The sequence below is a fragment of the Acinetobacter sp. WY4 genome (assembly GCF_018438165.1).
Classification (GTDB): domain Bacteria; phylum Pseudomonadota; class Gammaproteobacteria; order Pseudomonadales; family Moraxellaceae; genus Acinetobacter.
The window spans coordinates 1137329-1162198 of sequence record NZ_CP053947.1; the positions used below are offsets into that span (position 1 = coordinate 1137329).

The window sequence follows — 24870 nt, forward strand, 5'->3', positions numbered from 1 at the left end:
ATCGGAGCGGGTTTTTTCAGAATATGGTGGCTATGACGAGACTTGAACTTGTGACCCCCGCATTATGAGTGCGGTGCTCTAACCAACTGAGCTACATAGCCTTAAACTGTGCGCGCATTATGGGATTTTCTGTAAATCACGTCAACCCCATATTGTGCTGTTTGATCAAAATTTGTTGAAGTGAGCCGATAAGCCGGGTTCTGTCGTGAACGATCATTCCTCTAGGCGCACAATCACTCATGCGCTCAAGCGACCTACCCGAATCCAGCATGGGCCATGCCTAATGGATTCCTATTTGGTCTTGCTTCCGGTGGGGTTTACCTCGCCATGAACTGTTACCAGCCATGCGGTGCGCTCTTACCGCACCCTTTCACCCTTACCTCCGATTCCGATTGCTCGAAAACATAATGAAGGCGGTCTTCTCTCTGCTGCACTTGCCGTCGGTTTGCACCGCCCAGGCGTTACCTGGCACCTTGCCCTATGAAGCCCGGACTTTCCTCCCCTGCTTCAATCACGGAGATCTCCACAGCAGCGATCGTCTGGCTCACTTCGAGCGGCATAGTATCAAATATCGAGACTAATTGCTTGATGTTTTTTGAGCAGTCAGTTTTTCATACTTGGCTTGCAGCTGTTCCTGCGTTTCGACATGATTCGGATCCAGTGGAATACAATCCACCGGACAGAATAACTGGCACTGCGGTTGATCATGATGTCCGACGCACTCTGTACATAAATCTGGATGAATCTCATAAATGAGTTCACCCATATAGATGGCCTCATTCGGGCATACAGGTTCACAGACATCACAGTTAATACATTCATCGGTGATATATAAAGACACGCTACCAACCTTGTTGAAGTTTACGCTCGAAGGCAGCAACCACGTTTGGTGGTACAAACTTGGTTACATCACCTCTTAGTCGAGCAATTTCACGCACCAAAGTGGATGAAATAAAAGAATATTGCTCTGAAGGGGTTAAAAACACCGCTTCAAAGTGGGAGTCCAGCTGACGGTTCATATTGGCCAGCTGAAATTCGTACTCAAAATCAGACACTGCACGCAAACCACGCAATACAGCAGTCGCCTTTTGCTCACGGAAAAAATTGACGAGCAAACCATCAAAACCTACAAATTCAACATTGTCCAAATGACTCAATGACTCTTTCGCCAATGCGACACGCTCTTCCAGACTAAATACCGGATTTTTATGATGACCGATAGCAATGGCTACCACGACTTCATCAAACATTCGCGCTGCGCGGGTTACCAAATCAATATGTCCATTGGTAATTGGATCAAAAGTCCCCGGATAAATCACACGAGTTTTAGACATCCATTTGTACTCTGTTTGTTATGTAGAATCTTATTTTAGCAAAAACTTGTTTTTTTGGTGAATAATCCTCATTAATTTAAAAAACTTCACCTTATTTCTAGTTGCGGTACAATAGCAGCACGTTTGGAAGTATCAGATTATGGCGAAAGCATCTATTGTAGTAAAAAAAAATAATGGCGGTACCATTGCACTGAATAAACGTGCCCGCCACGATTATTTTATTGAAGAGAAATTTGAAGCGGGGCTTTCATTAAAAGGCTGGGAAGTCAAATCAATGCGTGCTGGTCGTATGACCATTGTAGAAAGTTATATTACCTTTAAAAATGGCGAAGCGTTCTTGTTTGGTGCACAAGTTCAGCCCTTATTAAGCGCTTCGACCCATGTGGTGCCTGAAGCAACCCGTACCCGCAAACTGTTGCTGAATCGCCGTGAAATTGAAAAGTTGATGGGTGCAATTAACCAGAAAGGTTATTCCTGCGTTCCACTGGCCTGCTACTGGAAAGGTCCACATGCCAAGCTGGAAATTGCCTTGGTGAAAGGTAAGCAGCTCCATGACAAACGTGCCACCGAAAAAGACCGTGACTGGCAACGTGATAAAGCACGAATTTTCCATAAATAATGGATTAAAAATTGAATATAAAAAAACCTCCGCATTTGGAGGTTTTTTTATGGCTTTAAGCAGGGGTATTTAGTCGCGCCAGAGTCAGGGCAATATATTCCCCAAACCAGAACGCGGTTTTTAAATCGCCCTCAGGTGGAGTGACTTCAACCGGGGCATTATCCGACTGGGTCATTAAACCCAAAAAGCTCGACATCCGGTTCAGGTCCGTCACTGCACGACCTGTCGGCATTAATGGCAAGCCACTCCAGAGCATACCGTGCTGCATGGCAAACAGGTTGATTTGCTGCAGGACCGCCAGCTTGTCACCACTAAGTCCGCCACCATTGGTAAAGGCTGCGGCCAGTTTACCCTGCCAGCTACGTGCCAGCCAGCGTTTAGAGGATTGCTCCATAAACAGCTTCATGGCAGAGGTCAGGCTACCCATATAGGTCGGACAACCAAAGATAATTGCATCTGCGGCATCAAGCACATCCCAGTCTATATGTTCGACATTCATCATATGCACCTGAACACCAGTTTCTCGCGCACCATCGGCAATAAAATTTGCCACTTTAGCCGTGTGTCCATAAGGACTGTGATAAACAATCGCAATAGATTTGGAAGATAGGGACATAACGCTCAAAAGCCAAAAAATTCAGTTAAGTTTAACATTTTCATGCCATAAACACGAATGTCGCCATACGCCCTGTTTTTGGCTCACGGCGATAAGAGAAATATTCCTCTGGCTGGCGATAAGAACACTGATTCCCACCCAATACGGTATTTATGCCGTGTTGTTGCAAGATATAACGTGCAATGGCATACAGGTCGGCATAATATTTACCTGCCTGTTCACCCGCCTGAAATGCACTGTCCAGTTCAGGATATTTACTACAAAAAGCAGCTTTTACTTCAGCGCCAATTTCAAAACATGGCTGACTAATGGCCGCCCCGAGCCAGGCCCAGGTCGGCGGAGTTTGCATGGCTACAAGGGTATTTTCAATAATCCCACCGGCCAGACCACGCCAGCCGGCATGCAAATTGGCAACTTCCGTACCTTTCGCATTCCCCATTACCACAGGTAAACAGTCTGCAGTCATCATCATCAAGGCATGCGCCTTACGCTGCGTCACCAGACCATCTCCGACCAGTGCCTCAAAAGGCATCTGCTCATTAATACTATGACAGATGGTGCTATGCGTCTGGGTCATCCAGGTAATTTTATCTACGCCAAAGGCAGCAAAATCCTGCAATAAAGCCATACGATGCTGTTGTACCCGTTGCGCATCATCCTGCACATGCAAGGCCAGATTAAAACCTGCAAATTCAGGCTGTGCGGATGGCTGTACTTTCGCATGGTGAACGCGGGTCTGACCCACATATACACCTTGTGGAAGTCCTGGTACAAATTGCATCTCGATTCCTTGCTTTGACGCGAACTAAATAAAAAGATTAATAGGCTTTGTTTTCGGTACGCAGTACTTCAACCAGATTGGCAAAGTCTTCCGGCCACGGCGCTTCAAAGGTCATTTCTTCTTTGGTACGCGGATGGGTCAGACCAAGTTTCGCTGCATGTAAGGCCTGGCGTTTAAAGCCACGTAAAGTGTCATCCAGCAATTGTGATGCACCTGCAGGCATACGGACACGTGGCATATACACCTGATCGCCCACCAAGCCAAAACCGATATAGCTGAAATGTACACGAATCTGATGAGTACGTCCGGTTTCCAGACGGGCTTGAACACGGGTAAAATGCTGGAAACGCTCTTTGACGTTGTAATGCGTCACGGCATCTTTACCGCCTGGAAGTACAGTCATTTTCACACGATCTACCGGATGGCGTTTAATCGGCTCATCAATGATACCGCCAGCAATAATATTGCCGTAAACCACCAGATCATACAGACGATATACTGATTTCTTCTCAAGCTGTTTGCTTAAGGCAAATTGTGCTTCCAGATTTTTGGCGACGACTAACAGACCGCTGGTGTCTTTATCGATACGATGTACCAGACCTGCACGCGCCAGTTCAGCCGATTTCGGATAGTGATGCAATAAAGCATTCACCAAGGTGCCAGAACTATTGCCAGCGCCCGGATGTACCACCATACCGACTGGTTTGTTGATGACCATAATGTCATCATCTTCATAGATGATATCCAGTGGAATATCTTCCGGCAGACTGCGCGTTTGCGCTTCAAGCTCAACATTTAAAGTCAGGGTTTCAAAACCATCACTTTTAAATTTCGGCTTAACCGGTTGACCATTCACCAATAAATTGCCATCTTTAATCCATTGCTTTAATTTTTCTCGAGAAAAATCGCTCCAGACCATTGCGGCAATCTGGTCGATCCGTTGCCCGATATAAGTTTCATCCAGTTGAAATTGCAACGATAAACGTGTTGCAGTTGCTTCTGAAGTATGGTTATCTGCATCCTCAGAATCTTCAAGTAAATTGAAATCAGTATCAGGGATATTAGAATTGGAAGATTGTGCTTGACTCATTTGCTCATTCAGACAAAAGTGGTTTAATAGTGCAATTGTAGCTCATTGCCCGTATTAACAGAGGAATTTTTATGTCGCTACCACATTATAAAATGACAATGCTTGCTGTGACATTAGGCATTGCATCGGCAATGGTAGGCTGTAGCAGTAATCCAAAAAAAGAAGTCGTGGATAAAGGTCCGGAATCTAGCGAACAGGTTTATATTCAAAAAGCACAGAAAGCGCTAGATCGTAATCAATATACCGATGCAGCAAAACAGTTGGAAGCGCTGGAAACTTATTTCCCGACCAGTCAGTATGCCCCGCAAGCGCAACTGGAACTGTTGTATGTGAAATTCCAGCAAAAAGATTATGAAGGTGCGGTCGCACTGGCAGAGCGTTTTATCCGTCTGAACCCGCAACATCCAAATGTCGACTATGCCTACTATGTACGCGGTGTCTCAAATATGGAACAGAACTATAACGGCCTGCTGCGTTATACCTCGCTGAAACAGTCGCATCGTGATGTCAGCTACCTGAAAGTGGCTTACCAGAATTTTGTTGATTTCATTCGCCGCTATCCATCTAGCACTTATGCAGTGGATGCAGCACAGCGTATGCAGTTTATCGGTCAGGAACTGGCTGAGCATGAAATGAACGCAGCACGTTTCAACATCAAGCGTAAGGCTTATCTGGCAGCAGTTGAACGTGGCTTGTGGGTGATTGAACATTATCCTCAAACTCCGCAGATTCCAGAAGCACTGGCAACGGTTGCTTATGGCTATGCTCAGCTAGGTGATAAAGCGACTTCTCAGCAATATGTGGATGTATTAAAGCTGAATTATCCGAATCTGGTGAAATCAGATGGGACGGTGAATCTGCGTGCAGCGCGTAGTGAAGGCAGCTTCTTTAACCGCGCGACACTGGGTATTTTTGGTAAAGAAGCCAAGACTGTAACCGACACCGATGCACAGTCTGATGCGCCAGAAAATGAAAAGCGCAGCATCACCAATCGCATTTCATTTGGTTTGCTGGATCGTCCTAAAACGGCTGAATAAAGCTAAAGAAGGCCGGCAGCATCAGCAAATAAGACAGCGCTTTACAGGTGCATTTTCCTCAAGGGCAAGGTATCATACTTGCCCTTTTGCGTTGTCTTGCCCAGGCTTGAACAAAACGTGCAAAAGGTATACAAAGGAACTTGAAATATTCAATGTCCAACTAGACTATTTTCATTTTTTCAGTGATTTAGACCTTAGATTCCAGCACGAGAAGCTCAGCAGACCATGGCCATTCCTCAACATACGATTGATCACATTCTCGATCGCACCGATATTGTCGATGTGATTGGTCAATTCGTAAAACTGAAAAAAACAGGCCGTACCTATTCAGGCTGCTGCCCTTTTCATCAGGAAAAATCACCGTCTTTCCACGTCTATCGTGACAAACAGTATTTTCACTGTTTTGGCTGTCAGGCCAACGGTAATGCCATCCGTTTTTTAATGGACATTGGCAGCCGTAATTTTGTCGAAGTGATGAAAGACCTGTCCAGCCAGACGGGCATCGAACTGCCTAAAGACAATACTGATTCCAATAAATTAAAATATAAACGTGAAGCAGCCAAACCCAAAATCGTGCCTGCTCAAACTGCACCACAAACTCAGCCGCAACAGAATAACGCTCCAACAGAAAATAATAATGCTGCATCTACGGCGAGTTTCGATCCATTTGCAGAGTTTCAGACAGTCGAACAGGATTTTTATGGTGACCCTTTTGCTTCTTTTGAACACCTACCGATGGCGGAAGTTCAGCAAGACGGTAACCTCTACGACCTGCTAGAAAATATCGCGCAGTTCTATGAGCGCCAACTCCCAAATAGCCCGAGTGCCCAGCAATACTTCAAGCAGCGTGGTCTGACTGCAGAGACCATTGCCTATTGGCGCTTAGGCTATGCGCCTGAAGACTGGCAACATCTGGAAAAAGCCTTTCCTCAGGATATTGAGGGCTTAAAACTTTTAGGTCTGATTCGCACCAGCGACAGTGGCCGTGATTTTGACCTGCTGCGTGAACGAGTCATTTTCCCGATCCGTGATACCAAGGGCCGTGTGGTCGGCTTTGGCGGCCGTGCCCTGAATGACGAGATCAAGCCGAAATACATCAACTCGCCAGATTCTGAAGTCTTCCATAAAAACCAGTTGCTGTACGGCCTCTATGAGGGCCGCAAACAGAAAGCCCAAGAATGGCTGATGGTCGAAGGCTATATGGATGTGATTGCGCTTCAGCAATATGGCATTCATGGCGCAGTGGCGACTTTAGGCACAGCGAGTAATACCGACCACCTGAATATTCTGTTCAAGCAGAGCAACCGGCTGACCATTGCCTTTGATGGGGATGCTGCCGGTCAAAAAGCAGCGCGCCGTACCTTGGACATTGCCCTGCCCCTGCTGAATGATGGCCGAGAGCTGAAGTTCTTTGTTTTGCCCGCTGACCATGACCCAGATTCATTGATCCGCCGTGAAGGGATAGAAAACTTCAGACGCTTGCTGGATCAGGCACCGTTGATGTCGGACTTCGTGTTTGCCCATCTGACCCAAAATCAGGATATCACCACCCCAGAAGGCAAGAGTCAGGTTATGGGTGAACTAAAAAATCTGACCGAATTACTGCCCAAACACGGCTCCTTCCGTTATCTGCTGCAGCAATTTTTCCGCGAAAAACTGGGCTTTAATCGTAAATGGCAACCTAAGGTCAATACAGATGCATCTTTAAGCTTTAGTACCAAAATTGATGCTGAAGAATATGTGATTGCGATCTTGATGAATCATCCTTATCTGTATATTCATTTTGAACCACTGCGCGCGCTAGTAGCGGAAGATCAGTTGCTGTTTAAGATTTTGAATATTCTGAATGTGATTTTTGATGACTTGCCGGATGATCCTGAACTGTCGATCTATTATGTGCTCGGTGCCTGCGCAGCCCATCATCATGAACTGCAGCATATTCTGCAGCATGCCAATGTCAGCGATTACACCTCATCGCCGGAACAGGCCGATAAGCTCGCGGCTGATTTTTCAACCAAGCTGCAATATCAGTGCTTGAAAAATAAAATTAAATCGAAGAAATTTAGCAGTATTGCGGAAATGAAAAACCTGAAAATGCAAATTTATGAAATTGACCGAAAACGCTCAATGACCCTGTTAGAAGATTAATTTTTCAAATTATTGATTCTTTTGAATCCAATGAAGTCACTGCTAGCTCACATTATTATTTATAATTTTCTCAAATAATCAGGCTGGGTTTTATGTTGAAGTACAAATCAGCAAAGAACCAAGCTTCTCATCATGCTGATTAAAACGAATGCCTGGATTTACGACGCTTCGCGACTACATTGCCCAGTTCTTCCTGTAACAGCTCAAAATAGGTAGGATCTTCCGCTTTGGCCGCCTCACGCAGCACAATAGAAGTTGGATGCAACAGTTTTTGGGTTAAACGATGTGAAAACTCGGCCAGTACCGTTTCCGCCTTTTCGCCCTTGGTAATACGCTGCATTGCCAGTGACAATTCTTCCTGACGTAATGTTTCCCCGTGGTCACGATAGGCATGAATGGTCGCCCCGGCCTGTTTGACCTTTTGCTGGGTCATCAGTTCAGTGGCCAGCTGATTCACCATCAGCTCGGCTTCAACCGCCGCCTGACGGCGCTGCGCCAGATTTTCTTCAATCACCGTTTGCAGATCATCGACGCCATATAGATAAACCCCATCCAGGCTTTCTACTTTGGCATCAATATCGCGTGGCACTGCCAGATCGACCAGCAGCATCTGCTGGTAACGGCGTTTCTTTAATGCTGCCTTGATATCAGGATAGTGAATCACCTGATGCAAACTGCCGGTACAACTGGAAATGACATCGGCACGATGCAAGTTGGCAGCTAACTGGTCAAAGTCGATAATTTCGACCTCAACCCGATGTGCAATTTCCTGCGCCAGAATGTCTGCACGTTCGCGGGTACGGTTACAGATGATGATCTTGCCCACACCCATTTCTGCAAGATGCTTAGCCACCAGACTGTTCATCTCTCCAGCTGCCACCACCATAATGGTCAGCTTGTCCGGGTGACTAAACACTTGCAAGGCAAGTTGTGCTACCGCATAGCCCATCGAGACCGCATGACTACCGACAGCCGTTTCCGAACGCACACGTTTAGCGGCATAAAAAGCATATTCAAAAATGCGGTTCAGGTTTTGCGAAACGGTATGAGAGTCTTTGGCCAGAGAAAGTGCGGTTTTGACCTGCCCCAGAATTTGTGGTTCACCTAGCATCAGTGAATCCAGACCACTGGCAACACGCATCAGATGCGTCACCGCTTGAGCATTTTCATAACGATAGACATGATGTTGCAGTTGTTTGACATCCACCCCATTTTTCTGGGCGAGCCAGTTCAGCACCATGTCAGCATTGTCAGACATGGCGTAAACTTCGGTCCGGTTACATGTAGACACCACCACCATGTCGTTCAGTTCAGGGTGTTGGCTTTGCTCGGCAAGAATGGCACTTAACTTTTCAGGGTTAAACGCCACTTGTTCGCGCAGTTCTACAGAGGCAGTTTGATGGTTGACACCCAATGCAAAGAAAGACATATCAGGTCATCATTTCACTAAATTTATGCTATTGTGCAACATCGGTGTCATAAAAAGCATTACTTGGATCAATAAAAAATTGCGTCAAACAATTAGCCGTATCAACGGCCCTACAATTAAGCAATATTCTACCACATTCCTACTGGTGGGTAGCATGGCTTCGACTGCGCATCTTTATGCAGCGGAAGCAGTTTACCATGCAAATCAAAATTATGATGCGATAAAACAAAGTATGATGGCTGAGTTTGCCATCGCTGCACATGACATTCCGACTGCTTTGCACAACTATACGGTGCTGGCGATCAAGAGCAATTCCACTTCAGTCAAGCAGCGTGCACTGAATGTCGCGCTGGAACATGATGACCTACAGGCAGCACTAGATATCTCCACGCACTGGGTGGTACAAGAGCCACAAGACGTCCCTGCTTTATTTTATTTATCACATATTGCCCTTAAAGCGCATGAATATGAGCTGGCTGCTGAGACCTTAGAAAAAATCCTGCAAATTGATGACAGTGCCGATCTGGAAGAAATTCTCGCCGGAATTTCACCGGAAGGCACAGAGGATCGTACTTATCTGATTCAGGCCTTAAGCACCACTAAAGCCAAGGACAATCCATCTATTCTGGTGCTAGTGGCCGGTCTGGAAGCACAAAATGGTCAGCTTGAACAGGCTTTAAATACAGTTAACCGCGCCTTAAAAAAACGTCCGAATGCGACCGGCTATATCCTGATGAAGGCCAATCTGCTCAATGCACTCGGCGATACTCAGGTGACACTGCAATGGTATGAAAAATCCAGCCGTAAACACCGCAATAATCTGGATGTACGTCTGTCCGAAGTCAAATATCTGGTCAAGCTGAACGAAGCGACTTTGGCGCTAAAAAAACTGCAAGACATTCTAAAAAAATGGCCGACTGCCGAAGAAGCCCTGTTTATTGCCGGACTAACCAGTATCGACCTGGAAGAATACGAGAAAGCCGAAAAATATCTGGTCGAACTGCGTTATTCTGCGCAGTATCAAAATGAAGCTTATTATTATCTGGCGGTCAATGCAGAACGCAAACAGCATTATGAAACGGCTAAAGCCTATTATCGTCTGGTCGATGGCAGTCTTTACACCGTCTCACGTCGCAACATGATCTCGATTTTCGCCCAGCAGGATAAGCTGCATGATGCGCTGCGTTTCTTAACACAGGAAAGAGTCAATTATCCACAACATGCCAGCTTCCTCTATCTGGCCCAGGCGGATATTTTGACGCGTATGCAGAATAAAAAAGCTGCTATTCGCCTGCTGGAAGAAGCCAGCAAAAACCTGCCCGATGACCCTGAACTGGTTTATTCGCAAGTCCTGTTGCTAGATCCCCATCAGGATCGCATCAAGCTGGATGAACTACTTAGCACTTTACTTAAAATTGAACCGAACAGTCCGACCTATCTGAATGCCTATGCCTATACCCTGGCGATGCAGAACCGTCGTCTCGAAGAAGCACGCCGCTATGTCGAACAGGCACTGGAATATGCACCGGAACAGGCATCCATTCTGGATACCTATGGTTATATCTGTTATTTACAGAATGACTTCGCCACAGCTGCGGACGTGTTATACAAAGCTTATCAGTTGAATCCGAATGTGAAGATTGGCGTGCGTTATGCCCGTTCCTTGTACATGAAAGGTGATCTACAACAATTCCACCAAGTGTTACAACAATTACAACAAAACCATCCAAATGACCCAGAATTGAAACAACTTAATTCGCTATTGTTAGCACCACAAACCAAAACGAGTTAATTAATTTATGCGCAATTTGAGCCAATTGGGCTGCTGTGCCTTTGCAGCCACTGCTTTATTTTTAACTGGATGTCAGCAGATGATCAAGCCACAAGCGCCTGCCACCCCGTCTGTACAGGCAGAGAATCAATTTCAGCTGCAAGGTAAAATTGGCGTTCGCACCCCTCAACAGACTGGCAGCGCATTCTTTACTTGGGTACAACAGCAGGAAGAATTCGATATTGAACTCAGCGGTATCTTAGGCGTCGGTAAAACCCAGATTTCTGGCACACCGGGACAAGTGACTTTAAACAGCGCAAAAACCGGTGTGATTCAGGCAGCCAGTGCCGAGGAATTACTGCAACGCGCAACAGGCTGGCAAGCGCCGATCAGTTATTTAGTCGATTGGGTACAAGCCCGCCCTGCCACCACGGCTGCCAAATTACAAAAAGACGATGCGCAGCGAATCAGCCAGATTATCGAACAGGGCTGGACGGTCGATCTCAATTATAATGCGCAGGCCAAAATGCCAAACCGCTTGATTTTAAAGCAGTCACTTGGAAATGGCGTGGAAAACCGTATTACAATGATCATTGAAAACCGTTAATTGACCTGATTCCAGCCCATGATAATTCGTGTTCCTTCGCCTGCTAAACTGAATTTGTTTTTACATATTACCGATCGCCGTGAAAATGGCTATCATGAGCTGCAAAGTATTTTTCAGCTGATTGACCTGTATGACTGGCTGGAGTTTGAACAAAGCGCTGATGATGCGGTTCAGATAGAAGGTCTGGCCTCAGTCGATCTGCAACAAAATTTAATCTATCGGGCGATACAGTTGCTGAAGCCCTATGCCAAAATGGCGTGCGGACTAAAAATTCGTCTGGAAAAAAATATCCCGATGGGTGCAGGTCTCGGTGGCGGCTCTTCCAATGCTGCGACGACCCTGATTGTGCTGAACCAGCTTTGGCAGTGCGATTTAAATATTGAGCAACTGGCAGAGCTTGGGGTCAAGCTGGGCGCAGATGTTCCGATATTTGTGCATGGTAAAAATGCCTGGGCCGAAGGTATTGGCGAACACTTAACATTCATAGACTTAGATCAAAAAAAATTCATTGTGTTAAAACCTGATTGTTTTATCAGCACTCAACTGCTTTTTTCGCAAAAAGCATTGACAAGAGACACGAAGAGCACTAAATTTTGCGCCTATCAGGAAACACCATCTGATTTTGGAAATAACTTTGAGCCACTGGCAAGAAGCTTATATCTCGAAGTCGATGAAGCAATGCAATATCTCGACCAGTTCGGAAAAGCAAAGCTTACAGGTACAGGTGCTTGTGTGTTTATTGAAGTCACTGAAAATCTGAATATCGAAGATATTCTTGCAAATGCACCATGTAAAGCTTACCTGGTCAACAGTTTACAAGAATCACCTTTAGTTCAGTTTAAAGTGTAGATAGGGGTATCGCCAAGTGGTAAGGCACCGGGTTTTGATCTCGGCATCCGTTGGTTCGAATCCAGCTACCCCTGCCATTTTTCACCTGTAGATGTACTGTATTAGGGGTATCGCCAAGTGGTAAGGCACCGGGTTTTGATCTCGGCATCCGTTGGTTCGAATCCAGCTACCCCTGCCATCTTACAGTCATCAAATTAGGGGCGTCGCCAAGTGGTAAGGCACCGGGTTTTGATCTCGGCATCCGTTGGTTCGAATCCAGCCGCCCCTGCCATTTTCTCGAAAAAAGACAGAACACTCATTTGCTGTAAGACTGTTAATTTACCTTGACACTTTACCGCAAAAATATTAAAGTTCTGCCGCATTAGGGGTATCGCCAAGTGGTAAGGCACCGGGTTTTGATCTCGGCATCCGTTGGTTCGAATCCAGCTACCCCTGCCATCTATTCCCATATATCCCAACCGCCAAGGGTGCTTCATGCCCAATCTTGTCGTTTTTAGTGGATCTGCGCATCCACAATTCGCTCAAAAAGTCGTAAGTCACTTACATATTCCTCTAGGCGCTGCCTCTGTAGGTCAGTTCTCTGACGGTGAAATTGCTGTCGAGATTACTGAAAACGTTCGTGGTAAAGACGTATTTATCGTACAACCTACTTGTGCCCCAACTAATGATAACCTGATGGAAATCTTGGTGATGGCTGATGCTTTGCGTCGTGCAAGTGCGGGTCGTATTACTGCCGTGATTCCTTATTTTGGTTATGCTCGTCAAGACCGTCGTCCACGTTCAGCACGTGTTCCAATCACTGCAAAAGTTGTAGCAGACATGCTCACTACTGTAGGCGTTGACCGTGTGGTGATGATCGACTTGCATGCTGACCAGATCCAAGGCTTCTTCGATATCCCTGTAGACAACATCTACGGTACACCAGCCCTACTTGCTGACTTGCGTCAACAATCGCATCACAACCTGATGGTGGTTTCACCTGACGTGGGTGGTGTAGTGCGTGCACGTGCTGTTGCGAAACAGATGGGCGATATCGATCTTGCAATCATCGATAAGCGTCGTCAAAAAGCGAATGAATCACAAGTGATGCATTTGATTGGCGATGTAAAAGATCGTGATTGTGTCATCGTTGATGACATGGTAGATACTGCTGGTACGCTATGCAAAGCTGCTGATGCATTGAAAACTTTCGGTGCTCGCAAGGTTGTTGCATATGCAACGCATCCAGTACTTTCTGGTAAAGCGCTTGAAAACTTAAAGAATTCTGTGATTGATGAACTGGTTGTGACTGATACCATTCCTCTTTCTGATGAAGCTTTAGCACTGGGCAAGATTCGCCAGGTTTCAGTAGCCAGCATGGTTGCCGAAACGATTCGTCGTATTAACAACGAAGAATCTATTAGCGCAATGTTCGATTCTTATCTATAATAGAGCGCTGAATTTTCAAAGCCCTGCCATTTGGTAGGGCTTTTACTCACCAGACTGGTCGCAAGTCTGGTTCATTTAACTTAAATAGGATGTCTATCATGGCAAACTTCGTATTAAACGCAGCAGCACGTGAAGAAGCAGTTCAAGGGAAAGGTGCGAGCCGCCGCCTTCGTCTTCAAGCTAAAGTTCCTGCAATCATCTACGGTGGTGAAGCTGCTCCTGTAGCAATTACTGTTGAGCTTCGTCAGCTTGTTAAATTCTTAGAAAACAATTCATTCTTTGAAGAAGTTATCGAAATTGATGTAGACGGTAAAGTTGAAAGCGTGAAAATCCAAGCGTTACAACGTCACCCAGCTAAAAACACACCAATGCACGCTGACTTCAAACGCGCATAAGTGTTAATGGTGTAATTAGTGTCAAATATTTCACTGATTGTTGGTTTGGGTAACCCAGGTTCTGAGTATGCCCAAACCCGCCATAATGCAGGCTTCTGGTTCGTAGAACGCCTTGCAGACCAATATGGCATTACCCTCAAAAAAGACCCAAAATTCAATGGATTTAGCGGTCGTGGCAATATCGAAGGTCAAGACGTCCGTCTTCTTCTACCGACAACCTTTATGAACCTTTCCGGTAAAAGTGTTGTTCCTTTCGCCAAATTTTACAATATCGCACCTGAATCGATCCTGATTGCCCATGATGAACTGGACATGAATCCTGGTGTCATTCGCCTGAAAACTGGCGGTGGTCACGGTGGTCATAATGGTCTACGCGATATCGTTCCGCATATTGGTTCAAACTTCCATCGCCTGCGTATTGGAATTGGTCATCCTGGTGCCAAAGACCGTGTTTCCGGTCATGTGCTCAGTAAAGCACCTAGCAGCGAACAGAACTTAATGGATGATGCGATTTCCCATGCTCTCGCCCGCACAAAAATGCTGGTGAACGGTGAAGTACAGCAAGCCATGAATCAAATCAACGCATATAAGCCGAACTAAACATTCAAAAATTGCTGGACAATTCCGCTTGCCAGAAAGTTTATTTAAGCGCAAAATGCGTTTGCTCGATTGTTCACCATACAGCAAGCAAGATTGATTTAACCAAATGATCAAACTCTTAGGTCAACTCAGGGGACGCTAGCCATGCTATCTCGTTTATTAAAATGCAAAATTCACCGCGCTCACGTTACACATGCAGAACTACACTATGAAGGTTCATGTGCAATTGATGGCGTTTTGATGGATTTGGCTGGCATTCGTGAATACGAAGAAATTCATGTGTGGAACGTGACCAATGGTAAACGTTTTGCAACTTATGCAATTCGTGGCGAAGACAATTCAGGCATCATTTCAGTCAATGGTGGCGCTGCGCATCAAGCCGATGTAGGCGATATCGTGATTATTGCAACCTTTGGCGATTTCACTGAAGCTGAAGCGAATGCCCATCAGCCTCGTTTGGTTTATGCTACCCCAAACAATACAGTCAGCCACACTGCCAACTGTATTCCTGTACAAGTCGCATAATCTGATCAGACCAGATACCCAAAAGCTCGCACATTGCGGGCTTTTTTAATACTGGAATATTGACCTGTTTAACTGTCCTCTCGCCAGCTTTTAGAGCTTTCACAGTTTAAAGGTTTTAATTGTTGATCCAGCAAATCAACTAACAAGGCCTTGCCATTTTCCTTTACTTTCAGCTCTGCAAATTTGGCATTACGATAACAAGGCTCCAGACCTTCGGCGAACATGAAACTATTGGCAGCAGGATATAAAGCCTCAAAAGTATTGTGTGGGTTTTTCAGAATTAATCGGGCTGAACGTTCCGACTGATTTAATGTGCTTTGTTCAAAACTGGTTTTAATAACTCTGCGCTGCTGATCCAGCTGCACATAACTCATCACATGCGATTGATTTTTAAAATCTTCAGTCCGGATGTCAGAAACTGGCTGTTCGGAACCATTCCCCGCTGCCACTGCGCTAAAATGCAGATCATAGTTCAGTACCATATAATCCCCTTGCAGGATCGAACGCGGATCGACTGGTGCCAACTCGACAAAGATACTCTCACTTTTGGCCAGATGCCATTCATGCTGAATGATCAATCCCATAAATAAGGCAATGCTAAAAATACTCAGATGCAGCGCCATAAACTTTTTCATCATGAGGTTACTCCTGCTTTCAGCTGAAACTTCGGTGAACTCAACACATAAGCCAGAAGCAACACCAGCACACCTGAGGCAAAAATACTGACACTTTTAAATAAAAAACTTAGTCCCAGATTGTAATACAGCAACCATGACCAGAAGATCAGCAGCAAAATACTCAAGGCTTGTATCAATCGTTGTTGATTCACCATTGCCCAGGCCATAAACACCAAAATAATAAAAATTTCAAAGTAACCCAATGCAATCAGCAGAATTCCAGCAGCAGGAATCAGCCAGAGTTGAATCAGTGAAAATTGCTTGAGATGAATACCGACAAAACTCAACAGCCAGAAAGCTGGCAAAATATAGAAAATAATGGCTTCATCTATACCGCGTGGCTGCAATTGCTGAGCCACACCAAATTGCAGTAAACATTGAAAAATAGCCGTCACCACCAAAATACTAATCATCCATAAATTCATGCTTTTGGCATAAGCTGAAGCGAGCCAGTATCTCGCAGTAAGCAAAGCTCCTGTCAGAATGCTGTAATTCAGCAGCATGATCCACGTCAGCAGGCGCTGATCCTGAAAAAATGCATGTTGGTCGACCAGAACTGCAATTCCCAGTATATGTGCAAGTAACAACTGCAACAGCACCACCAGCCAATGCATACGACTCATGATAGTCAGCAGCGTAATGCCGACTTGTATCAGCCAGATTAGCAATAGACTCTCTGTGAGTAATTGAGTATGAATCAATACCGCGGCCTGACCGCAAACCCATAAACAATAAGCCAATTGCCGCAGAAAAACTGAGGGCTTGCTACGAATCAACCACCAGGCGACTGCGATAAAAATGATTCCCATCAGAATCGAAAAACTTTTCCAATAGGTCAGCAACAGCATGGCCAAGATCACACCAGCAATCCACGCGCCCAGAGCCAATGGAATGACCGAAAACCGGCTCTTGGGCAACAGCTTGATCAGCAGACCTGTAATAGCTGCGAACCAGCTGAATATCAGCAAAGCTAGTATCAATAAGCCAGCGGCAGAATCCTGTAAATATTGCTCAGTGAGATCAAAAATCAGAATACTAAAACTCAGGGCCAGTCCTGCAATCAGTAAGCTGGTTTCAAGCTGTTGCTTTCGGGTATAGAAATAAGCACTGAATAAAATAGGCAGAACCAGCACCGAAGCCAAATACCAGATCGAATCCGAGTCGACAAACCGGAACATACTCACTACCGAAATGAGTACCACGATGGCGATAAACAGATAGCGCAAAACCGGATAATAACGTAAGGCATAGATCATACTTAGCCCGGTCAAAAGATTCAGACTGAGCAGATAAAGAGTTTCAGCACGCACCAACCAAAAGCTTTGTTTAAAATAAAAATACAGCGCCAGCTGACTGACCACACAAAATAATGCAAAGATCCCAATATTCGGCCGATACAGCCACGGCAGTAGCAGTAAAGCCCAAAGCAGAAATAACTGATAACTGTCAGCACCGGTCTGATAAATCTGTCCAATCACGGCCAGACTTAAGCCGAGCATTAGACCCGATACAGTATCCAGACTTTGTCTTAACTTTTCCCGTGCCGCGAAACGCACACTCAACAATGCCGAACCCAGCAATAAAATTTGAGGAATAAACAGCTGGACAAACTTGGGCAACATCCACCAGTTTGCTGCCAGCAGATACACGATACTGACAGCGATCAGCGCCAGCCCAATGATTTGAAGAATTTGAATCACAGCAGGTTGAATAAATAACAGCGGGGAAAATGGACGATCTGGCGATGGTACTGTTCTGGACATGCTAATCTGTTTAATTTTTATTTGATTTCACCTTAGCATGATTTTTGCAGGATATGCCAGGCAGGAACAGTCCAAGTACGCTGTACATTTTTAAATCAGAATTTGATAAATTCCGTACCCTGCAATCATGAGCAGAATCATGCCGCACAATGCCAGCAAATGTGGATAGAGTCGAGAATGGGATAAGCGGTTAAAACCCAAATACACCACAGACAACGTCAGAAAGTCCAGGATGATCCAGCTCAAAGTCAAAATGATTAAACTTAAATCAAGATCGGGGGTAATTCCGATAAATTGCGGGAAAAAAGCCGCAAAGAAAATAATGTCCTTAGGATTGGAAATGCCAACCAGAAAACCTTGTCGAAAACCGCCACGCACAGGAACTAGATTCTCCTGAGCTTGATCCTGCTGCTTAAAAATAACTTCACGGAAAATCTGCCAGCCTAGATAGCCAATATATAAACAGCCCAGTAACTTGATCGTATCTAGCCATTGCGCATTGATAACCAGCAAACCTTTCAAACTTAATATAGATAAAGCAATTAAAACTAGGGAGGCAAAATTGGTACCAAAAATGGTTCTTAAAGCTGCCGTATAGCCATATTTTAAACCGGCGCTAGCAACCAGCAACATCACTGGGCCAGGTGTAGCGATCATCACCACAACAGCCAGACAATATAAAAAATATTCACTAATATTCATGCCACCCCTCAGCTATTGTTATTTTTATGGGCATAAAAAAGAGGACTTAGTCCTCCTCTTGTATATGAATCAGATGCTGACTGATACCGTCTGCCCGCAGAAAAGCCAGATCATAACTGGCAGTAGCCAAGGCCAAGATCCGGCGCTCAAACTCATCCCACAACGGACGCACCTGCTTATAATGGATGCCCAAACCACTATCGTCGGTAAAATGCCGATTTTTTTCACACAACTTTAAAGCATGATACAACTTGCGCCCTTTGGAAGCATCATCACGCAAACGCACCCGTTTCGACAGCACAAAGGCCTGCACTTTGACAAGATCGGCATGCGGTAACAATGGCACCAGAATCTGATCCAGCTGTGCATCCAGTCGCTGCCACACAGCTCGATGCTGCTCAGCACTATACGTATTCCAGTGAATCACTTCATGATTAAAACGGCGACAACCACGACATACCGCATCACCAAATACGGTCGAGCAACGCCCTGCACATGGGGTTAAAGACGCAATACGACGATCTGAACTCAAAACACACTCCAAAGATACTGCAACTTTCAGTATCTGCATCACTGCACAAAATCCTGGGCCGGGCATGACTATACACGCTCTCTCCCATGAATTGAAGCCTGTTAAAAGACTTGCGTTTTACTCGCTTATTCACTCGAATCAAGCTAAAATATGCGCCTTTCAAATTATCATGCTACGTTGGAGTATTCCATGAACGCTACTGTAGAACAGCTTGCACCTGTAGAACAGCAAGCGACGACTGGTTGGGTTGTTGCCGCACTTTATCAATTCAAAGAAGTTCAAGATCCTGCCGATCTTCAGCAACGTCTTCTGGACCTGGTAAAATCCATCAACCTTTGCGGTACTCTAATTGTGGCAGGTGAAGGCATTAACGGTACGGTTGCAGGCGACCGTGCATCGATTGATCAAATTCACCAGTTCCTTCTGAATGAAGGTTTTAACGAAATGGAATACAAAGAATCTGACAGTTCTGAAAAACCATTCCGTAAAATGAAAATTAAATTAAAAAAAGAAATCGTGACTTTAGGCGTGGAAGTGAAACCGCGTGATTTAGTCGGTCACTATCTTGATCCAAAAGAATGGAACGAACTGATTGCACGTGATGACGTGATTCTGGTTGATACCCGTAACGATTACGAATACAAAGCAGGTACGTTCAAAGGCGCGATTGATCCGAAAACTGAAAGCTTCCGCGAATTCCCTGAATACGTGAAAAATAATCTGGAACAGCACAAAGACAAGAAAATTGCCATGTTCTGTACAGGTGGTATTCGTTGTGAAAAATCAACCTCTTTACTTCTTCAAGAAGGCTTCACTGAAGTTTATCACCTGAAAGGCGGTATTTTGAAATACCTGGAAGAAACCCCGGCTGAAGAAAGCATGTGGGAAGGTGAATGCTTCGTGTTTGATGGTCGTACTGCCGTAACGCACGGTGTTGAAGAAGGCCAAAATACCAAGTGTCATGCGTGTGGCTGGCCTTTACTTCCAGAAGAAGTTGCCCTCCCAAGTTATGAACATGGTGTCTCTTGTGTGTACTGTATTGACAAAACCTCGGAGAAACAAAAAGAAGGTTTCCGTATGCGTCAATCACAAATTTTAGCAGCAAAACGCAAACGCCTCTAATTTGGCCTTTTGTAATGAAATATATAAAAACCCTCTTCGGAGGGTTTTTTGTTTACATAAAAATCACAACAGCAATAAAACTCTTACCAATTCCTTACCAAGAACCTCATTTTTTTCCAAACAAGATTGTTAGTCTAATGATACGGTAATTTACAAGCTAAGTCTTTCATTATTAACTGAAATTTTTAATTGAAAAGGAATATAAAATGGCAGGCTCACTTGCTCGAGATTCAGACAATCTGGTTCAATTTCAACCAAAAGAAAATATAAAGCTGCAACGACTTCATCAAATTTCTGAAGAGCTTGAACAGCAGTCACATCTGTTCGTAGTTATCTTGGGAACCATTATTGGCGCAATCTTGGCGCTGTTCATTGGTTACCATATCAATACCAGCATCATGCATTTTATCCTGCTGAGTATTTTGCCGATCTGTTTGGCCTATTTCTTACGTAAAGTTTATATTTATACCCTGACGCATAGCTAATTCTGCCTGATCATTTATATTCCAAGACTTTACCGCACAAAAAATACTGCTTAGGATACAGGCAGTATTTTTTATTTTGCCAATCATATGAATCTGACCGAATGGATTATTTCCGTTATGGAGCAACTGGGCTACTGGGGCATTGCTCTGCTCATGTTCCTGGATAATGTCTTCCCGCCAATCCCTTCCGAAATTATTATGCCTTCCGCGGGCTATTCAGCCTCTCAGGGCGAGTTAATACTCGTCGGGGTAATCATGTCCGGCTGTATCGGCTCCCTGCTGGCAGCCGCCTTGCTGTACTGGATTGGCTATAAATTTAACCATGATTCTATTTTTAAATTTGTCGATCGTTATGGCAAATATTTATTTATTAAATCAGAAGATGTAAAAAAATCATTGAGTTGGTTTGAGCATTATGGTCACCGGATTGTTTTCTTTGGCCGCATGATTCCTGCGGTTCGCTCGCTGATCAGCATTCCTGCTGGCATGAGTCATATGCCCTTCTGGAAATTTATGTTTTATAGCGCACTTGGAACCATCATCTGGACCACATTTTTGGCGTGTGTCGGATTTTATTTTGGCGAAAACCAGCATTTGATGCAGCAAATTTTCAGTAAAGTCAGTTATGTGATTATTGCCATTGTTGTGGTAATTATTATCTGGATTTTCTACCGTAGACAGCAGCGTAAAAATCGTCCATCCTGAGGAAGATCCCTTAAGGAGATTAAAACGATGTCGCATTATCTTAAATATTTTGCCACCGTTTATCTGACCTTGGTTCTATTGGTAGGCATATTCATCTATGTATTCAATCTGGGCGCCATTCTGCTGATTCCTGCCCTGATTGCTTCTGCCTTTCTCAGTGCCCGATACTTTGTTAAGAAAGAACTTCGTTTGCCGACTCAGCAAGAGAAAAGCAAACTGGTCTGGGGCTCCACTATTATTGCCATGACATTCGGGTTTATCTTTTTAGTTGTGGTCATCTGGATGAACCCGCAGACAGATGAGATTTATAGAACCATCACCTATACAGGAAGAGGAACAAATTCATTCCTGGTGGCTGCAAGCATTGCCTTACATGCCTTGCTGTTTCATATCGCCTACAATGCTTATGCACGCTATAGTCTGGCCAAGCGTACAGGATTGAAAGAAAATAGGGTCGAGTAGATCTCAAAGATGCAAAAAGGCCAAAGCTAAAAAAAGCACCCTGCGGTGCTTTTTTTATGAATTATTCTGGAGTGTGATACATCAGATACAATTCATTTAAGTTTTCTGGAATTTCTTCTGCAAGTTCATCCATTAACTGACCATTGCGACGGAAAGTTTCCATTTGTGGATCTTCATCATCAATGCCACTAAAGACCATGATTGGCAGAGTTAAATCCACCAGTTGCTCTTCAAATTCTTCAGTAAACCAAGCGTCTTCGTTCAGGAACATGGCATCTACAAAGCCCACACTCCAGTCACCCAGGCTTGATTCAGTGTCTGCTTCTTCAATTTCAAACGGGAACGTAATCCCTTCTTCATTGGCTAAGCTTTGACGAATAGACTCTAACCATGCTTGCACCTGAGTGATGATTTCTGCAGGCACTTTCTTTTGATTACTATCAAAAAGTTCGTCTAACCATTTGTCGAATTTTGGGCCTACTGCAATAGCACATAAGAAACCATGGGTTGCCGCGAAATCTAGACCATGTTCATTTTGGTCACCATCTAGATATTCACTCAACAGGTCTAAATCTAAAGCACTCATCTAACATCCAAACTTAGAAAACCGAAAGGTTTAGCATAGCATTTATTCCAGACTATGCTAAATCCGAATTCGTTAATCTTCGTCATCAAAATCGTCGTCATCGTCATCGTCGAAGTCATAGTCAAAATCTTTGAGTTCGCGCTCTAAACGACGTTGGGTCAGTAGATCATCGATCAGACGACGTTTTTCCAACGACTCTTTAGCACTGAGCTTGCTAGAAGCCTCATCGAAATTAACATCATCTTCACCGAAGTTATCATCTAGTTCAAAATCTGTAGAAGACACTAAAACTTCCTCATGAGTGAAAAATGTAAAAGGATTTAAGCGCTATTTATCGTGCCTAAAATAACAAGTCAAGTTTTATTTGGATTTTCGTATTTTTAATTTGTAATTAGGGGTTTTTTCTGTCTCAATTGTGTGCCATGATATAATCCACCCTGCGTCCTTATGTTTTTTGATTCTCCTTTTTGAGTCATAAACAGACACGCATGGGATGAACTTGAAAACAACAAATTCACCCCCATCTTAAATTACTGAATTTCATTTTAAATATTTTATCAGACAGCTTTCATGCTGAATTCCCTGATGAAATATGTAGGCTATTCACTAAATTTAACGAGCTTAAATCGTGCAGCATTGTACGGTTTTTTACTGCCACAGATTCAACGAAGAGTAAGCAAAAGATGAGCGATATGACTTCCCCTACTTCTCAAGTAGCGGCTCTGATTAGCCGAGGCAAAGAACAAGGTTATTTAACCTTCGCTGAGGTTAACGATCATCTGCCGGACTCCATCACAGAAAGCGAGCAGATTGAAGACATCATTCAGATGCTGAATGATGTCGGTATTCCGGTACATGATCGCGCGCCTGAATCTGATGATACGATGTTCGAAGATACTGCAGAAGCGGCGGATGAAGTTGCAGAAGAAGAAGCTGCAGCCGTACTTGCCTCGGTAGAAAACGAGCCAGGTCGTACCACTGACCCTGTACGTATGTATATGCGTGAGATGGGTACAGTAGAACTTCTGACTCGTGAAGGCGAAATCAGCATCGCAAAACGCATCGAAGAAGGTATTCGTGATGTTTTGCACTCGATTGCTTACTGGCCGAATGCGGTAGAAGTGGTACTGCAAGAATACAAAGATTATGAAGCGGGTGAACGCCGTCTTGCTGACCTTTTATCAGGTTATTTAGATCCTGAATCAGATGAAGAAATTCCTGAAGTTCTAGAAGAAGAAGCGGTTCTTGCTGAAGATGAGACTGACTCGAAAAAATCGACCAAAGATGTAAAACTGGACGATGATGAAGAGGAAGAAGAAGCAGATTCTGATGATGAATCAGAAGCAGATTCTGGTCCAGATCCTGAAATTGCTAAAGCGCGTTTTACTGAACTGGAAAATGCGTGGCTGAATACCAAAGCAACTATTGAAAAACATGGTCGTGACAGCAAACAGGCTGAAGAAGCTTTGCAGGCACTTGCAACTGTATTCATGATGTTCAAATTTACCCCGCGTCTATTTGATATCATTTCTGAAATGATTCGTGGTACCCATGACCAGATTCGTGGTGCAGAACGTGAAGTGATGCGCTATGCAGTACGTCGTGGCCGTATGGATCGTACCCAGTTCCGTACCAGCTTCCCGGGTCAGGAATCGAATCCAGCCTGGTTAGATGAGCAGATTGCGAAAACACCTGCAGACCAGAAAGCTTATCTGGAAAAAGTACGTCCAGACGTATTGGCCTTCCAGCAAAAAATTGCCGATATCGAGAAAGAGCTTGGTCTTGATGTAAAAGGTATTAAAGACATTGCCAAACGTATGGCTGTCGGTGAAGCCAAAGCACGTCGTGCCAAGAAAGAAATGGTTGAAGCGAACTTACGTCTGGTCATTTCGATTGCGAAGAAATATACCAACCGTGGCTTGCAATTCCTGGATCTGATTCAGGAAGGTAACATCGGTCTGATGAAAGCCGTAGACAAGTTTGAATACCGTCGTGGTTATAAATTCTCGACTTATGCGACTTGGTGGATTCGTCAGGCGATTACTCGTTCGATCGCGGATCAGGCACGTACCATTCGTATTCCGGTACACATGATTGAAACGATCAACAAGATCAACCGTGTATCTCGTCAGCTTCTACAGGAAATGGGGCGTGAACCGACGCCTGAAGAACTGGGCGAACGTCTGGAAATGGACGAAGTTAAAGTACGTAAAGTACTGAAAATCGCCAAAGAACCAATTTCGATGGAAACACCGATCGGTGATGATGAAGATTCACATCTGGGTGACTTCATTGAAGACAGCAACATCACGTCACCAATTGATGCGGCAACGTCTGAAGGCCTGAAAGAAGCAACACGTGAAGTTCTGGAAAACCTGACTGAACGTGAAGCCAAAGTCCTAAAAATGCGTTTTGGTATCGACATGCCGACTGACCATACTTTGGAAGAGGTGGGCAAACAGTTTGACGTAACACGTGAACGTATTCGTCAGATTGAAGCGAAAGCGCTGCGTAAACTTCGCCATCCATCACGTTCAGAACACTTACGTTCATTCCTTGAGAATGATTAAAATTTGATGCTTATTCTGGAGACTTGAAATTTGATCA

Annotated in this window: 27 protein-coding genes, 5 tRNA genes and 1 other RNA gene; 19 read left to right on the forward strand and 14 right to left on the reverse strand. The window is 44.5% G+C overall.

Going from position 1 to position 24870, the window contains the following annotated elements; all coding sequences use genetic code 11:
- Positions 1–24: 24 nt before the first annotated feature.
- From G4D73_RS05330 to coaD, 4 genes are all read right to left on the reverse strand, one after another.
- Positions 25–101 (reverse strand) — tRNA-Met (locus tag G4D73_RS05330).
- 72 nt (positions 102–173) lie between these two features.
- Positions 174–551, reverse strand: an RNA gene (rnpB, locus tag G4D73_RS05335) — RNase P RNA component class A.
- A 26-nt stretch (positions 552–577) separates the two neighbouring features.
- Positions 578–841 (reverse strand): YfhL family 4Fe-4S dicluster ferredoxin, encoded by a 264-nt coding sequence (locus tag G4D73_RS05340; RefSeq protein ID WP_004280584.1) that lies wholly within the window; start codon positions 839–841, stop codon positions 578–580.
- Between the two features lies 1 nt (position 842).
- Positions 843–1334 carry a pantetheine-phosphate adenylyltransferase gene (coaD, locus tag G4D73_RS05345; protein WP_004280585.1) on the reverse strand — a complete coding sequence of 164 codons (492 nt, stop codon included), beginning with the start codon at positions 1332–1334 and terminating at the stop codon, positions 843–845.
- A gap of 139 nt (positions 1335–1473) precedes the next feature.
- Here coaD and smpB point away from each other — a divergent pair, with 139 nt between their 5' ends.
- Positions 1474–1953 (forward strand): SsrA-binding protein SmpB, encoded by a 480-nt coding sequence (gene smpB, locus G4D73_RS05350; RefSeq protein ID WP_004280586.1) that lies wholly within the window; start codon positions 1474–1476, stop codon positions 1951–1953.
- Positions 1954–2008: 55 nt separating this feature from the next.
- Here smpB and G4D73_RS05355 read toward each other — a convergent pair whose 3' ends face one another.
- From G4D73_RS05355 to rluD, 3 genes are read right to left on the reverse strand one after another with little or no spacing between them, the layout of a single operon-like run.
- A complete protein-coding gene (locus G4D73_RS05355; protein ID WP_005247737.1) occupies positions 2009–2569 on the reverse strand; it encodes a flavodoxin family protein in 561 nt (186 codons plus the stop codon).
- A 40-nt stretch (positions 2570–2609) separates the two neighbouring features.
- A complete protein-coding gene (gene pgeF / locus G4D73_RS05360) occupies positions 2610–3350 on the reverse strand; it encodes a peptidoglycan editing factor PgeF (RefSeq protein WP_005247739.1) in 741 nt (246 codons plus the stop codon).
- 37 nt (positions 3351–3387) lie between these two features.
- Positions 3388–4440, reverse strand: a complete 1053-nt coding sequence (rluD, locus tag G4D73_RS05365; protein ID WP_005247740.1) for a 23S rRNA pseudouridine(1911/1915/1917) synthase RluD — start codon at positions 4438–4440, stop codon at positions 3388–3390.
- 71 nt (positions 4441–4511) lie between these two features.
- On the opposite strand from rluD, the gene G4D73_RS05370 reads away from it, so the two are divergent.
- Together G4D73_RS05370 and G4D73_RS05375 are read left to right on the forward strand one after the other, a co-directional pair.
- Positions 4512–5477 (forward strand): outer membrane protein assembly factor BamD, encoded by a 966-nt coding sequence (locus tag G4D73_RS05370; RefSeq protein ID WP_004645775.1) that lies wholly within the window; start codon positions 4512–4514, stop codon positions 5475–5477.
- A 225-nt stretch (positions 5478–5702) separates the two neighbouring features.
- Positions 5703–7625: a DNA primase gene (locus tag G4D73_RS05375; protein ID WP_213687549.1), complete on the forward strand. Its 1923-nt coding sequence runs from the start codon at positions 5703–5705 to the stop codon at positions 7623–7625.
- Between the two features lie 139 nt (positions 7626–7764).
- Here G4D73_RS05375 and hemA read toward each other — a convergent pair whose 3' ends face one another.
- The gene (gene hemA, locus G4D73_RS05380) at positions 7765–9054 is read right to left on the reverse strand and encodes a glutamyl-tRNA reductase (RefSeq protein WP_213687550.1); all 1290 of its coding nucleotides are present in this window, start codon (positions 9052–9054) and stop codon (positions 7765–7767) included.
- Positions 9055–9133: 79 nt separating this feature from the next.
- Between hemA and G4D73_RS05385 the strand changes: the two genes are divergently transcribed.
- From G4D73_RS05385 to panD, 11 genes are all read left to right on the forward strand, one after another.
- The gene (locus G4D73_RS05385) at positions 9134–10846 is read left to right on the forward strand and encodes a tetratricopeptide repeat protein (RefSeq protein ID WP_213687551.1); all 1713 of its coding nucleotides are present in this window, start codon (positions 9134–9136) and stop codon (positions 10844–10846) included.
- 7 nt (positions 10847–10853) lie between these two features.
- Positions 10854–11432 (forward strand): lipoprotein insertase outer membrane protein LolB, encoded by a 579-nt coding sequence (gene lolB, locus G4D73_RS05390; protein WP_213687552.1) that lies wholly within the window; start codon positions 10854–10856, stop codon positions 11430–11432.
- Positions 11433–11453: 21 nt separating this feature from the next.
- Complete coding sequence (gene ispE, locus G4D73_RS05395; protein WP_213687726.1) at positions 11454–12281, forward strand: 4-(cytidine 5'-diphospho)-2-C-methyl-D-erythritol kinase; 828 nt, start codon at positions 11454–11456, stop codon at positions 12279–12281.
- 2 nt (positions 12282–12283) lie between these two features.
- Positions 12284–12358 (forward strand) — tRNA-Gln (locus G4D73_RS05400).
- A gap of 26 nt (positions 12359–12384) precedes the next feature.
- A tRNA-Gln gene (locus G4D73_RS05405) sits at positions 12385–12459 on the forward strand.
- A gap of 18 nt (positions 12460–12477) precedes the next feature.
- Positions 12478–12552: transfer RNA gene (locus tag G4D73_RS05410), tRNA-Gln, on the forward strand.
- A 92-nt stretch (positions 12553–12644) separates the two neighbouring features.
- A tRNA-Gln gene (locus tag G4D73_RS05415) sits at positions 12645–12719 on the forward strand.
- A gap of 36 nt (positions 12720–12755) precedes the next feature.
- Positions 12756–13709: a ribose-phosphate pyrophosphokinase gene (locus tag G4D73_RS05420; RefSeq protein ID WP_005103975.1), complete on the forward strand. Its 954-nt coding sequence runs from the start codon at positions 12756–12758 to the stop codon at positions 13707–13709.
- A 98-nt stretch (positions 13710–13807) separates the two neighbouring features.
- Entirely contained in the window at positions 13808–14104 is a 297-nt protein-coding gene (rplY, locus tag G4D73_RS05425; RefSeq protein ID WP_004645781.1) for a 50S ribosomal protein L25, read from the forward strand.
- Positions 14105–14122: 18 nt separating this feature from the next.
- Positions 14123–14704, forward strand: coding sequence for an aminoacyl-tRNA hydrolase (pth, locus tag G4D73_RS05430; protein WP_004645783.1), 582 nt, complete (start codon positions 14123–14125; stop codon positions 14702–14704).
- 144 nt (positions 14705–14848) lie between these two features.
- Positions 14849–15229 carry an aspartate 1-decarboxylase gene (panD, locus tag G4D73_RS05435; protein WP_005265888.1) on the forward strand — a complete coding sequence of 127 codons (381 nt, stop codon included), beginning with the start codon at positions 14849–14851 and terminating at the stop codon, positions 15227–15229.
- Positions 15230–15297: 68 nt separating this feature from the next.
- Here panD and G4D73_RS05440 read toward each other — a convergent pair whose 3' ends face one another.
- The 4 genes from G4D73_RS05440 to G4D73_RS05455 all read right to left on the reverse strand — a co-directional run bounded on the left by G4D73_RS05440 (position 15298) and on the right by G4D73_RS05455 (position 18903).
- A complete protein-coding gene (locus G4D73_RS05440) occupies positions 15298–15864 on the reverse strand; it encodes a GDYXXLXY domain-containing protein (RefSeq protein WP_035342317.1) in 567 nt (188 codons plus the stop codon).
- Positions 15864–17669 (reverse strand): DUF2157 domain-containing protein, encoded by a 1806-nt coding sequence (locus G4D73_RS05445; protein WP_213687553.1) that lies wholly within the window; start codon positions 17667–17669, stop codon positions 15864–15866. Before G4D73_RS05445 ends, G4D73_RS05440 begins: the two co-directional genes overlap by 1 nt.
- 90 nt (positions 17670–17759) lie before the next feature.
- Entirely contained in the window at positions 17760–18371 is a 612-nt protein-coding gene (locus G4D73_RS05450) for a LysE family translocator (RefSeq protein ID WP_213687554.1), read from the reverse strand.
- Between the two features lie 46 nt (positions 18372–18417).
- The gene (locus tag G4D73_RS05455) at positions 18418–18903 is read right to left on the reverse strand and encodes a DUF1289 domain-containing protein (RefSeq protein WP_005252584.1); all 486 of its coding nucleotides are present in this window, start codon (positions 18901–18903) and stop codon (positions 18418–18420) included.
- Positions 18904–19092: 189 nt separating this feature from the next.
- Between G4D73_RS05455 and G4D73_RS05460 the strand changes: the two genes are divergently transcribed.
- The 4 genes from G4D73_RS05460 (at position 19093) to G4D73_RS05475 (ending at position 21677) form a co-directional block, all read left to right on the forward strand.
- The gene (locus G4D73_RS05460) at positions 19093–20025 is read left to right on the forward strand and encodes a rhodanese-related sulfurtransferase (RefSeq protein WP_004645789.1); all 933 of its coding nucleotides are present in this window, start codon (positions 19093–19095) and stop codon (positions 20023–20025) included.
- Positions 20026–20231: 206 nt separating this feature from the next.
- Positions 20232–20510, forward strand: coding sequence for a hypothetical protein (locus tag G4D73_RS05465; RefSeq protein ID WP_005103989.1), 279 nt, complete (start codon positions 20232–20234; stop codon positions 20508–20510).
- A gap of 87 nt (positions 20511–20597) precedes the next feature.
- Positions 20598–21215 carry a DedA family protein gene (locus tag G4D73_RS05470; protein ID WP_004731893.1) on the forward strand — a complete coding sequence of 206 codons (618 nt, stop codon included), beginning with the start codon at positions 20598–20600 and terminating at the stop codon, positions 21213–21215.
- A gap of 27 nt (positions 21216–21242) precedes the next feature.
- The gene (locus G4D73_RS05475; protein WP_213687555.1) at positions 21243–21677 is read left to right on the forward strand and encodes an ABZJ_00895 family protein; all 435 of its coding nucleotides are present in this window, start codon (positions 21243–21245) and stop codon (positions 21675–21677) included.
- A 61-nt stretch (positions 21678–21738) separates the two neighbouring features.
- Here the strand turns inward: G4D73_RS05475 and G4D73_RS05480 are convergent, their stop codons facing one another.
- Both G4D73_RS05480 and G4D73_RS05485 read right to left on the reverse strand, forming a co-directional pair.
- On the reverse strand, positions 21739–22263 hold the full coding sequence (locus G4D73_RS05480; protein WP_004280621.1) for a YecA family protein: 525 nt from the start codon (positions 22261–22263) through the stop codon (positions 21739–21741).
- Positions 22264–22335: 72 nt separating this feature from the next.
- Complete coding sequence (locus G4D73_RS05485) at positions 22336–22548, reverse strand: PA3496 family putative envelope integrity protein (RefSeq protein ID WP_213687556.1); 213 nt, start codon at positions 22546–22548, stop codon at positions 22336–22338.
- A gap of 398 nt (positions 22549–22946) precedes the next feature.
- On the opposite strand from G4D73_RS05485, the gene rpoD reads away from it, so the two are divergent.
- Positions 22947–24833, forward strand: coding sequence for an RNA polymerase sigma factor RpoD (gene rpoD, locus G4D73_RS05490; RefSeq protein ID WP_004280624.1), 1887 nt, complete (start codon positions 22947–22949; stop codon positions 24831–24833).
- Positions 24834–24870: the final 37 nt, after the last annotated feature.